The organism is Roseimicrobium sp. ORNL1, from assembly GCF_011044495.1.
In the GTDB taxonomy this organism is placed as follows: Bacteria; Verrucomicrobiota; Verrucomicrobiia; order Verrucomicrobiales; family Verrucomicrobiaceae; genus Roseimicrobium.
The window spans coordinates 572,912-584,725 of the sequence record NZ_CP049143.1 but is presented as its reverse complement, the minus strand read 5'-3'; the positions used below and the strand labels follow the sequence as shown (position 1 = coordinate 584,725).

Annotated in this window: 11 protein-coding genes; 6 read left to right on the top strand and 5 right to left on the bottom strand. The window is 60.0% G+C overall.

Features of this window, described 5'->3' with window-relative positions:
- The first annotated feature begins 80 nt into the window (after nucleotides 1-80).
- The 3 genes from gnd (at nucleotide 81) to G5S37_RS02305 (ending at nucleotide 3,454) form a co-directional block, all read left to right on the top strand.
- Nucleotides 81-1,520 carry a decarboxylating NADP(+)-dependent phosphogluconate dehydrogenase gene (gene gnd, locus G5S37_RS02315; protein WP_165200385.1) on the top strand — a complete coding sequence of 480 codons (1,440 nt, stop codon included), beginning with the start codon at nucleotides 81-83 and terminating at the stop codon, nucleotides 1,518-1,520.
- A 261-nt stretch (nucleotides 1,521-1,781) separates the two neighbouring features.
- Entirely contained in the window at nucleotides 1,782-2,768 is a 987-nt protein-coding gene (locus G5S37_RS02310) for a tetratricopeptide repeat protein (RefSeq protein ID WP_206026275.1), read from the top strand.
- 248 nt (nucleotides 2,769-3,016) lie between these two features.
- Nucleotides 3,017-3,454, top strand: a complete 438-nt coding sequence (locus tag G5S37_RS02305) for a hypothetical protein (RefSeq protein WP_165200381.1) — start codon at nucleotides 3,017-3,019, stop codon at nucleotides 3,452-3,454.
- Nucleotides 3,455-3,634: 180 nt separating this feature from the next.
- Here G5S37_RS02305 and G5S37_RS02300 read toward each other — a convergent pair whose 3' ends face one another.
- Nucleotides 3,635-3,871 carry a helix-turn-helix transcriptional regulator gene (locus G5S37_RS02300; RefSeq protein WP_165200379.1) on the bottom strand — a complete coding sequence of 79 codons (237 nt, stop codon included), beginning with the start codon at nucleotides 3,869-3,871 and terminating at the stop codon, nucleotides 3,635-3,637.
- Between the two features lie 21 nt (nucleotides 3,872-3,892).
- A complete protein-coding gene (locus G5S37_RS02295) occupies nucleotides 3,893-4,297 on the bottom strand; it encodes a hypothetical protein (protein ID WP_165200377.1) in 405 nt (134 codons plus the stop codon).
- A 145-nt stretch (nucleotides 4,298-4,442) separates the two neighbouring features.
- Here G5S37_RS02295 and G5S37_RS02290 point away from each other — a divergent pair, with 145 nt between their 5' ends.
- Nucleotides 4,443-6,410 carry a RecQ family ATP-dependent DNA helicase gene (locus tag G5S37_RS02290; RefSeq protein ID WP_240914783.1) on the top strand — a complete coding sequence of 656 codons (1,968 nt, stop codon included), beginning with the start codon at nucleotides 4,443-4,445 and terminating at the stop codon, nucleotides 6,408-6,410.
- Nucleotides 6,411-6,534: 124 nt separating this feature from the next.
- Here the strand turns inward: G5S37_RS02290 and G5S37_RS02285 are convergent, their stop codons facing one another.
- The gene (locus tag G5S37_RS02285) at nucleotides 6,535-7,203 is read right to left on the bottom strand and encodes an SH3 domain-containing protein (RefSeq protein ID WP_165200375.1); all 669 of its coding nucleotides are present in this window, start codon (nucleotides 7,201-7,203) and stop codon (nucleotides 6,535-6,537) included.
- A 255-nt stretch (nucleotides 7,204-7,458) separates the two neighbouring features.
- On the opposite strand from G5S37_RS02285, the gene G5S37_RS02280 reads away from it, so the two are divergent.
- Nucleotides 7,459-8,202, top strand: coding sequence for an RNA ligase family protein (locus tag G5S37_RS02280; RefSeq protein WP_165200373.1), 744 nt, complete (start codon nucleotides 7,459-7,461; stop codon nucleotides 8,200-8,202).
- Between the two features lie 14 nt (nucleotides 8,203-8,216).
- Nucleotides 8,217-9,335 (top strand): AAA family ATPase, encoded by a 1,119-nt coding sequence (locus G5S37_RS02275; protein ID WP_165200371.1) that lies wholly within the window; start codon nucleotides 8,217-8,219, stop codon nucleotides 9,333-9,335.
- A gap of 18 nt (nucleotides 9,336-9,353) precedes the next feature.
- Here G5S37_RS02275 and G5S37_RS02270 read toward each other — a convergent pair whose 3' ends face one another.
- Both G5S37_RS02270 and G5S37_RS32475 read right to left on the bottom strand, forming a co-directional pair.
- Nucleotides 9,354-10,619, bottom strand: a complete 1,266-nt coding sequence (locus tag G5S37_RS02270) for a serine hydrolase (RefSeq protein ID WP_165200369.1) — start codon at nucleotides 10,617-10,619, stop codon at nucleotides 9,354-9,356.
- Nucleotides 10,620-10,715: 96 nt separating this feature from the next.
- Complete coding sequence (locus G5S37_RS32475; protein ID WP_240914782.1) at nucleotides 10,716-11,729, bottom strand: SEC-C metal-binding domain-containing protein; 1,014 nt, start codon at nucleotides 11,727-11,729, stop codon at nucleotides 10,716-10,718.
- Nucleotides 11,730-11,814: the final 85 nt, after the last annotated feature.

Genomic DNA, 11,814 nt, shown 5'->3' with positions numbered 1-11,814 from the left:
TGCCCTCCTGCGGTTAACTCCCTGCCCGCCAATCCCAATTTTGGCGGGCTTTGTTCCACTGCAAACACCCTGCTGATACTATGTCAAAGAGCGACTTCGGATTGATTGGCCTCGCCGTGATGGGCCAGAACCTCGTGCTGAACGTGGAGAGCCGCGGCTTCCAGGTTTCTGTGTTCAACCGCACCACTGCGACCACAGATGAGTTCATCGCCAAGCACCCCGGCAAGAAGCTCGTGGGCAGCCACACGCTGGAAGAGTTCGTCCAGAGCCTGGCCACTCCCCGCAAGATCCAGATCATGGTGAAATCCACCGCGGTCAAGGACACCGACCGCGACGCCGTGGACGCCGTGATCGAGCAGCTCATCCCCCTCCTCGACAAGGGCGACATCGTCATCGACGGCGGCAACAGCTTCTACCAGACCACCGAGCGTCGCGACGCCTACCTCGCGGAAAAAGGCCTGCGCTTCATCGGCGCTGGTGTTTCCGGTGGTGAAGAAGGCGCCCGCAAGGGTCCCTCCATCATGCCTGGCGGCCCTGCCAGCACCTGGGAAGTGATGAAGCCCATCTTCGAAAGCATTTCCGCCAAGGTGGACGGCGAGCCCTGCGTGATTCACATCGGACCCGGCGGCGCCGGCCACTATGTGAAGATGATTCACAACGGCATCGAGTACGGCGACATGCAGCTCATCTGCGAAGCCTACAACATCTTCAAGCACGCCGGCTTCACCACCGACGAGATGGCCGCCATCTTCAACGAGTGGAATGACGGTGCGATGCAGAGCTACCTCATCCAGATCACCGGCAAGGCTCTTGAACAGAAAGACCCCGAAACCGGCAAGCCCATCGTCGAGCTCATCGTCGACAAGGCAGGCCAGAAGGGCACCGGCCAGTGGACGCTCCTGAACGCCGCTGAGAACGCGGTCGTGATCTCCACCATCAACGCCGCTGTTGAGGCCCGCATCCTCTCCAGCCAGAAGAAGGCCCGCGTCGCCGCCAGCAAGGAGCTCACCGGCCCCACGGCGAACATCACCCTCGACAAGGCCGCCCTCGTCAAGAAGGTGCACGACGCCCTCTACGCCTCCAAGATCATCTCCTACGCTCAGGGTCTCGACCTCATCAAGACCATGGGCGAGAAGAAGAACTGGGGCCTCGACCTCGGCCGCATCGCCGCCATCTGGCGTGGCGGTTGCATCATCCGCGCCCGCTTCCTCAACCGCATCACCGATGCGTACCGCAACAACGCGAGCCTGAGCAACCTCATGCTCGACCCGTTCTTCAAGGATCTGCTCAGCCAGACCCAGCAGAACTGGCGCGAAGTCGTGTCCCTCGCCACCCTGAACGGCATCCCCGTCCCCGCCTTCTCCGCCTCCCTTGGCTACTACGACAGCTACCGCGCCGAACGTCTCCCCGCCAACCTCCTGCAGGCCCAGCGCGACTTCTTCGGTGCCCACACGTATGAGCGCCTCGACAAGGAAGAAGGCAAGTTCTTCCACACCGAGTGGCCTGAGGTGATTGGGTAAGCCAAACCCTCACACAACGCTTCGAAAGCGGCCCGGGAAACCGGGTCGCTTTTTTTCTGGGTGCCTAGAGCCCAGCCTGAGCTCCACGCTTCCGCTCCGCCACTGAATCATATTTCTCTTCCCAGGATCCCGCTTGGCAATATCTTCGCTCTCATGGAGCCCACGCAAATATTCCGACAGAAGGTTGTCATTTGCTTGCTCGCTTCGCTTTTTGCGAGTGCCGCTTGGTCTGCCGAGCCCTTCGTGGCCGACTCACCCAGCATGGCAGAGGGACGAAAGATGGGGGTGACCATCGTACAGTTGATGAATGACAACGTCAGCGGACGTGACCCGGCGAACTTTCCTGGAATCGCTGCTTGGTTGAAGGGTGCCGGCAAGACCTACAACGACCTCAACAGGGAACACCCATCGAATGACTGGCGGCGGCTTGATGCCGACAACCTTGTCACAGGGAACCCGGAATTCTGGCAGATGTATTATGAAGTCGTCCCTGCAGATCCGGGTCTCTTCATGTTGCATGCCGGGGCATTGCTCGCGGCAGGTGATGCCAACCGGTGCGGTTACGTGCTCCGCCTGTTTTTCCACTCCGGCAATGTGGATGAGCAAACTCGCCGCTACCTCATATCCATCTACCAGTATTCGCAACAGTTCCAGGAGCCTTCCCACGCGCTGGTGCAAAAGGGTGTCAAACAACACGATGCGGGTGAATATGATGCCGCATTGGCCTCTTATCGGCAGGCGCTGGATCTCTGGCCTCGCAACGGCTGGGCACACTATGAGGTAGGCCACACCCTCCGGACGAAAAACAAGACGGTGACACAAAATGAAGCCAGCGTGGCGCAAGCATTTGCCCGCGCTCGCCGCTTCCAACCGATGCAGATGGCTGCCTGGCAGGGAAAGAAGAGCGAAATACCAGGCTTCGAAGGTTATTACGAGCACATCATGGGGCCGTGGGAGAAATCCCTCAAGTCATTGGACTACCAGATGACCGATGCTGAACTGGAAGCCTTTGCAAACGCACTGCAGGAGGCAGAAATCGATGATCTGGCGCTCGCCGCCCGACAGATACTCATCCACAAACGGGGACGATATATACCGGAGGATCATCCTTTCATCACCACAAGTCTCCGCCGCCTCGCCCCTGGAAAGGAAACGGAATCCACCCTGAAGAAGCTCGCCGGCGCGGAGATGGTTGCCACCGAGATGTACATTCCAAGCCCTGGCTCGCCGGGTACGAAAAAGAAATAGGAGTACCGCTTCCAGGCCGGACCGCGTGGCTTGAACTCGAAGCTCGCCCAGCGTTGGTATATCATGGCTTGATACAGAGGCGGTCACCGCCTTTGCATCTTGCCCCAAATGATTTGTTCTTCAGTGCAAAACGCACAGCCTTGATGCTGCGGATTCCCGCCCGATACCGCCGTTCTCCCAGTGAACTCACAAATTCCACTGCTGGCACAGGGTCTGCACAAGGAACGCATCCTTCACCCCCAACTGCCATGAATACTTCCACCCCCTCCTTCTCCACCTTCCCCAAGCACTACCTCTTCATCCTGTCTGCGGCGATCACGCTGGATGAGCAACATGAAGTGGTGCAGGCCGCCAGCAAGCTTGCTGAAGAAGGATATGTGTATCTCGCCAGTGCGCATGTGAAGACAATGGAGGACCGGGACAACATCCGCTTCATGCCGCTGCATACCGACCGGATGCCGAGCTTTGGTGAGGTGTCTGGCGTGTTGGTGGCGCGGGACCGGGAACTGGCACGCACGGCGAAGGAAGTGTATCGCGGTGCGCCGGTGATGGTGTTCGAGCCGGGAGTGCCGTTGGAGAGCGTGTCTAGTGCTGGTGGTCGTGCTGCCGAACAGGTCGAGGCCACGACCGCACTGGCTTGGAGGCCGCGGTACAATACGGTCAGCGAGCTGCGGCAGGCGGCGTGAGGCTCTCTTCGCAGGGAGCGGCACTAGCTTAGTGCCGTCATCTGCAGCGGGGCCGCGCGAGGGGTTTGGAGGCGTCCGAGAAGCTTCGGAAGAGGAGGCTCCGCACCCAAGTTTGCCTACCACCGGCACTAGGCTAGTGTCGCTCCTTGGACGTGGGTCCATTCGCATGCTGGGAGATGGCTAGCCGATAGGTTGGGCTATATCTTTGGAGGAGTCTTGGGAGCGATGCTCGTTCTCGAAGATTTGCTCGGTGCTCAGGTCAAAGAGAGCGGAGATGCGGTAGGCGAGATCCAAGGAGGGGGAGTGTTTCTCTGTCTCCAGGGCATTCACGGCCTGGCGGGAGACGCCGAGTTGCTTGCTGAGGTCTTCCTGGGTCCAGCCGCGTTCGGCGCGGAGTACTTTGAGGCGGTTCTTCATCCGGGTCAGAGTTGCGTTTGCCTAGTGCGAGGTGCGGATGAAGGGGCTGATGACGCCGTAGGTGAACCAGAAGAGTGGGAAGATGAGGAAGCCCGGAGCATGCCACGCGCCAGCGTAGGTCTCCATGAATCCCCAAGCGGAGGCGAAGCAGAAGGCGATGCCGGCAGCGAGGATGAAACGCTTGGCCATGAGGCCGCGCACGAACTCATCCGAGTCGCGCCAATAGACGAGCGCCGCCCAAGTGTGCCCGATCAAGGGAGCCGTCACCACCAGCGCCAGCGCCGCTGCTCCACCTCCGCGAACATCATCAAACGCACCGAAAATGGCAGCGAGATTCACCGCCACGTAGCCTCCCATGAACAGGAGGGTGCGGATGATGTACTGGCGATTCACACGCTGGGGAGATGAGAGGGCGACGGCATTCATGGTGGCGGCAGTGATAGCTGTTAACGGTGTCAGGTTAACCTGACACGAAATTCATGTCAAGACAGCATGACATTTTGTTAGGTATACATTCCACGTTTAATGTTCGCATGAACACAAAATGCTTGCATGGGAACCGGATACCGGCATGAGTCAGTACGCCATGCCTGCCACGACGGAATCCCTGCACGACACCCTACGCACCCAGTTCGGTCACCCGGCGTTCCGCGCCGGGCAGGAGCAGGTGATGCAAACGCTGCTGGAGGGGCGGAGCGCGCTGGCGCTCTTCCCCACGAGCGCGGGGAAATCGCTGTGCTACCAGCTTCCCGCTGTGCTCATGGAGGGGGTGACACTGGTGATCTCGCCACTCATCGCGTTGATGAAGGACCAAGTGCAAGCCCTGCAGGCGCGTGGCATTGCCGCGGCGCGGCTGGACTCCTCTCTGAGCGCGGATGAGGCACGGCAGGTATATGACGACCTGCGCACCGGTACACTGAAGCTGCTCTACATCGCGCCGGAGCGGCTCATGAACGAGGCCTTCGTGGAGCGGCTCAAGCGCCTGCGCATCGCCATGATGGCGGTGGATGAGGCACACTGCATCTCGGAGTGGGGGCACAACTTCCGCCCGGAGTACCTGCGACTGGCGCATGTCGCGAAGGAGCTGAACATCCACCCGGTGCTGGCACTTACGGCCACCGCGACACCTTCCGTGGCGAAGGACATCCGCAACGCGTTTGGTATCGAGCAGCGTGATCATGTGCAGACCTCGTTTCATCGCGCGAACCTGCACTACCGCATCACACCGTGTGCGGCGGACAAGCGGAAGGCGTATCTCACGAAGGTATTGCTAAAGCGCAAGGTGCCCTCTATCGTGTACGTCACGCTGCAGAACACCGCTGAAGAGGTGGCGACGCATCTGCAGAAGAGTGGCGTGAACGCACTCGCCTACCACGCAGGCCTGCCGGACGAGCAACGGCATGAAGCGCAGGATCGGTTCATGTCCGGCGAGGTGGATGTGATTGTGGCAACCATCGCTTTCGGCATGGGCATCGACAAGGCGGACATCCGCGCGGTGTACCACTACAACCTGCCGAAGACACTGGAGAACTACATGCAGGAGACCGGTCGTGCAGGACGCGACGGCAAGGTCTCCGTGTGCGAGCTGCTGGCGTGTGGCGATGACTGCATCGTGCTGGAGAACTTCACCTTTGGCGATACACCCACACCGCAGGCACTGCGACAGCTCATCGACCACCTGCTGCGGCAGGGCGAGGAATTCGACTTCTCCCTGTACGAGCTTTCCGGCTCCACCGACATCCGCCCGCTCGTAATCGAGACGGTGCTCACGAATCTGGAACTGCGAGGCATCATGCGACCGCTGGGTTCCTTCTACTCCACGTATCAATACCAGTTCGTGCAGCCAGAGTCGCGCATCCTCGCAGGTCACAAGCCAGACCGGCAGGAGTTCTTGCGTCGGTTCTTCTCCTTCGGCAAGCGTGGCCGTACGTGGACGACGGTGAATCCGGATGAAGCAGCGGTGGACATGGGTGAGCCACGCGAGCGCATCCTGAAGGCGCTGACATGGCTGCAGGAGTCCGGCGACATCACGCTGAAGCCAAGCGGTTCAAGGCAGCGCTACCGCCTGTGTGCCGATGCCACCCAGCGCGACCCGAATGTCATCGCCCAGCAGATGCAGGAGCTCTTTGCCAATCGTGAAACGCGCGACATTGCGCGTCTGCGGCAGGTGCTGGAACTTGCCGGGCATCGTGGATGCCTCGTGCGGTGGTTGTTGAAGTACTTTGGCGAGGAGCTGGACGCAGACTGCGGAACGTGCACGAGCTGCAAGGAGAAGGCCGGAGGAGTCTCGGAGATTGAGCCTCGTGAAATTCCGCTGTCGACCAAGCCCTCCATCACCACGGAGCATGTGGCCATCATCCGTGGTCTGTTGAAGGAGCGTCCTGTCTCGTTGCGCACACCACGGCAGCTCACGCGTTTCCTGTGTGGCATCACCAGCCCGGCCACGACGCGGGAGAAGATGACCAAGCATGATGCCTTTGGCATGCTGGACAAGGTGCCTTTTGCGGATGTGCTGACGCAGGCGGAGACGATGTTTTGATATGCGCAGGGAGCGGGAACGAAGGGAGAGGCTCCGCGCCCACCTGGCTCACCACCGGCACTAAGGCTAGTGCCGCTCCTTGGCCGCTGCCGTTACGTCACATGGTGTGAGGATGGAATGCTCTTTAGTCGCCCGCCAAGAACGCCGTCATCACCCAGCTTCCATTCTTCTTCTCAAAGTAGGCGCGGAAGCCGATGGCCATGCTGACGTACTCTTGACGGATGTAGCCTTCGCGGCCATTGGGAAGCTTCACCTTTACCCACGGCTGCCTTTCCTCTTGAGGGGCGTCGCTCTGGGCAAGTGCCACTACTTCGAACGAGAGTGTGGCCACCACCGCGCTTTGAGCGTCAGCCTTCTCGCGGACACGCACATTCTCACCGACGACGGCAGTGTGTTCAAAGGAGTCAAACTCCTCCGGCCATGCCGCGCTGGTGTAAGGCGCTTGGAAGGAACCGTCCTTGTCGAACTTCCCACCCATGGCCAGCGTGCGTGCCAGCAGCGGCCAGAGTTCGGAAGCTTCATCTGGCTTTTCCAGGTTCCACTTCTTCTTGAAGGCAGCGCTGCCATTTTCGCCATCGAATCCTGTCTGGATGTCCGGCGCGATCACGCCCAGCACATACGCCGCATCCTTCTTCGCCACGGCTTCCTGCAGCTTGGCGCGGAAAAGGAAGAACGATGGATTCTTCACCGCTTCATCCACAGGCATCAGTTTGCGGGAAGGTTCCGCAGTTTGAGCGGGCGAAGTGCAAACGAGCAAGGCCAGCAGGAGATGAGGGAGAAACTTCAGGCTCATGGGATATACGGGATGGAGCAATTCTATTCTGCCGGAGCAGGACTTCGCTATCAACCTGCATCGCCGAACGACACGCTTGCGTGACAAAACTTCTGTGGCATACTTGTCCCTATCATGAACAGGTAACTGTCCTAGTCGCGCGCTTCAGAGAAAGCCGCTTTCACCGCCTGCACAAATCTTCAAGCAGGCTGCACCTGTTTCACATTCCGGCTGGATTACACATCCATTCCGAAATCCCCCAACCCTTTGCACGCCATGGGCGCTTCCCGTGACCATTTCACCAAGTATCCACGCACCCCGCATCTCTTCGGCTCGAAGGGGACGGACGACGATCGTCATCTGGGCCCCAAGGAATCTGCTACGTTCGTGAAGGACGCTTCGCTCATCGTGGAGGAAAAGCTCGATGGTACAAATGTGGGCATCCACTTCCTGACCAGTGGCCGTCTCTTCCTGCAATGTCGCGGCCACGAGGTCACGGAGGGTATGCATCCGCAGTATGACCTCTTCAAGCAATGGACTGCTGTGAAGCAACCCCTGCTGGAGGATCTGCTGCAGGACCGATTCATCCTTTTCGGTGAGTGGCTTTATGCCCGGCACAGCGTGCACTACCACGCGCTGCCGCACTACTTCTTCGAGTTCGACATCTATGACAAGGAGGCTGAGGTATTCCTCTCGCTGGAACAGCGGCTGGCCATGCTGGAGGGCACCGGGATCCACACCGTGCCGGTGGTGCATCAGGGACCTGCGACGGAGAAGCAACTGCAGGCGCTGATTGGCACCTCTGCCTACGATGCCGAGTTCGTACATCCTGGCGACGGTGGCGGCACAGACAGCCGCATGGAGGGTCTCTACCTGCGCACCGAAGCGGATGGCGTCGTCACGGGACGCGCCAAGATCGTGCGTCCGGAATTTGTGGAAAAGATCAAGGAGAGCACCCACTGGCAGCACCAGCAGATGGTGCCGAATGAACTCGCGCCAGGCTCGGATATCTGGAGCTGATACACCATCACATCATGAGGAACTGGCAGGACATCTTGAAATCAACCAATGCCGAGCTGCTGGCCTGGGCCGGGCAGACCTCGTGGGCAGGAGCCATGCGTGAATGCCAGCAGGATGCGGAATGGCACGCCGAGGGGGATGTGTGGACACACACCACCATGGTGTGGCATCAGGTGGAGTTGCTGGACGACTACGCAAGTCTCGGCCGCATCGAGCAGCTCAAGCTTCTCTTCACCGCGCTCCTGCATGATGCGGGGAAACCCGCTACCACGGCACGAGATCCAGAGTCAGGCCGGCTGCGCTCTCCGAGGCACTCCATCGTAGGAGCGGCGCTGGCGCGGCAGGTCTTGCGTGAGCTTGGCTGTCCCCTTCCCCTGCGGGAGGAGATTGTCCACCTCGTCCGCTACCACGGCAGGCCTCCGTATCTGCTGGAGCGATCCGCGCCCGAGCACGAGGTGATTCGCCTCTCCTGGCTGCTGCAAAACCGTCTGCTGTACCTCTTCGCCCTGGCGGATACCCGAGGACGCGATACGCGTGAGATGAGCCGCCCGGAGGAAACCCTGCACCTATGGCAGGACCTGGCCAGGGAACACCATTGTCTGAATGTGCCCTACTTCTTCGCCAATGATCAGGCGCGGTTTCTCTTCTACCGCCAGGCGGAAGGCAATCTCCACTACACACCGCATGAGCAATACCGCTGCACGGTCACGATGATGTGTGGCCTGCCCGGCGCAGGGAAAGATACATGGCTGGCAAAACATCAACCGCGTCTTCCCGTGGTCTCTCTCGATGCCATTCGCGAAGACCTGGATGTCGATGCCACGGACAATCAGGGAACGGTGATCCAGGAAGCCCGCGAACGCTGCCGCCAGCACCTGCGCGCGGGCGAGGACTTCGCCTTCAACGCGACCAATGTCACCATGAGCCTGCGAAAGCGCTGGATCGATCTGTTCGCTGACTACAGCGCGCGCATCGAGCTTGTCCACATCGAGCCGCCGCTCGCCACCGTCTTGCGACAGAATGCCAAGCGGCCAGACCCGGTGCCTTCAAGCGTGATTCACAAGCTGGCCGCGAAGATGGAGGTGCCGGACATCACCGAATGCCACGGCATCACCTTCGAGGAGGGCGACTAGATACACAGGAGCTGCGGCCTAGTCGATGCGCACCGCCGCACACACCATCTCCAACACACGCCATAGGGCCTGCCCGCCGAGGGTTCCTTCATGGAATCCGGTGGCGGGGATGGGTTGCCAGTTGTCGCGGTCGAGGTTGAGCGGAGGCTGGGGCAAGCCAGTGAGGGCGGGGTCGTACTGGCCATCCTTGCCACCCAGCTTGTAGATGACCAGGTCGAGTGACGGCACTACAAAAAGGCAGAAGCCACCCGCGCCGGATTTCCAGAAGGCATCCTTCGGCGCGCCAGCCACGTGGCCATCCGCATTGTGCTCCCACTGGAGGCTGAAAGGCGTGTGCGGATTGTACGGGCTCCAAGTCTGGCACTTCTTGATGTAGTCCGCCGGCACGAGCTGCTCACCTTTCCACTTGCCGCCTTGGGCAAGGCAGTAGCCGAAGCGCACGGCATCCGTGGCATGCAGCGCGGTGCTGCCAGCGCCATTGGCATGGGGCATGAGGAAGTCACCGCGATGCAGGCAATAGCCCCACGGGCCCCAGCCTTGCGGTTTGCCCAGCTTGGCTTGCAAATAGTCGGGAAGCTCCATGCCGGTCACATGGCGCAGCACGATGCTGGCGATGTGAGGTGAGGGCGAGGAATAGGAATAGCTCGCGCCGGGGTCACACCACAGAGGGACATTGAGCGAGGACTTGTCCAGGTCGCGGATGTCCTGTCCCTTCACCGGCTTCAGAGGCTCAGGCTTTGCAACACCTTTCTTGTAACCCGTGGGCGCTTGTCCCTCTCCCCAGTAGCCACCGGTCATGCACAGGAGTTGGCCAAGCGTGATGTCAGCCTTGCGTGGGTCATTGAGGGGAAAGGCCTCCGGCAGGTACTTTTCCGTGAAGACCTTCGTGTCCAGCCCATCCGGAATCTTGTCCTTGAACTCCTCCAGCATGATCCCGCAGGCGATGCTGGTAAAGGCCTTGCCGGTGGAGGCCATGTCCGGATTCGCATTGCGGCTGGCGCGTCCGAAATAGCGCTCAAAGCAGAGATAACCCTTGTGCACCACGAGCAGGCCGCCGTGTGCAGTAGAGCGCTGCGTCACTTCATAGGCGGGTTCGAGCTTGGAGAGATCGACGCCCGCCAGGTCGCGGGCTTCCTTCGCATCCTTGGGCGTGCGCCATCCGCCTTCACTGTCCGGCGGGGGGAAATAATTGTCCGCCGCCGCTATCACCGGAGCGATGCACAAGGCGACGGAAGAGAGGACGGCAAGGAACGGACGAAGTGGAATGAACAGCGAGGAGGACATGGCGGGAGAATGGTGATCAACAGGCGAAGCAGACTGCTTCTTCCCTGAAATCTGGACAGAAATCGTAGGGCAGCCTGGAAGATGGAAGCCAGGAGCTCAGTTCGCTCCGCAGCACTTCTTGTACTTCTTTCCCGAGCCGCAGGGGCAGGGATCATTGCGGCCGACTTTCGGCTCAATCCGCACCAAGGGCATGGTGGGCCCGTCATCGTCTCCTAAAATCGGATCCGCGGCGAGCATGGGTTCGTCGACGAAGTCCTCCTCAAACTCGCCCTCCGACTCCTCCATCATCCAGCGCAGGGATTCGTAGGCGTCTTTCTCTACATCATCCCATGTCTGCAAATTGTACCACATCCTGACGCGCTCCTCGCGTTCTTCGCTGGCGGACTCTTCAATATCCTCCAAGGAGATCATTCTTACGAAAGGCGCCTCGGATTCGGGCATCTCAGCAAACCAACCTCTCAGCAATTCAATGAGATCGCCGGGTCCACAATTGGCCAGTACGGTAGCGATCCATTCGCGGCGCACGGTCAGCTGAGGCAAGAATTGCTCATCTCGTAGCGCAACGTCGATGCTGCGAATCAGGTCATCCAGCCGCGCTCGTTCATACGAGCCCTTATCCACAAGAAGGGCAAGTGCATCCAGCGGGAGAGCGTTGCATTCCGGTTCTACTTCGGGAGTAGGCATGGAGGCCTTCTCCAGCTTGGCAATCGCATCCGGACTGTTGCGGGCCATCATGGCCATGAGCGCTGGTCCGAAATCAAAGAGCAATTCCCCAAACAACACATCCTGGTCCATCGTCTCCAGGTGCATGCCCAGAAGCAGAACATCCACAAACGCAACGTCTGAATTCGCCGCGGCAAGATGAAGTCCGACCACAGGAATCGCACCAGTAATGACCCCCCGGTCTGGATTCGAAAGCTCCAACCGCCATTCTTCCAGGAAGTATTCGCGTACCTCGGGCCATGCACTGGCACAGGCGGCAAAGGCTTCCTTGGGCAATTCACCCTCACTCCAGGCACGCAGCGCATCCAGGCTTGCCTGGAGGGTGGTGCTCAAAGGCTGCAACTGTGAGCCGGTGGTCTGCGGGGGCTTCTCGATTTCTGAACTCATGCTGGGGCATCGTAGACCCCACGCACCTGTGCGCAAGCAGGACGAACAAATGGAGGCAGACAAACCCCGTGCCGGGTCGAAGAAT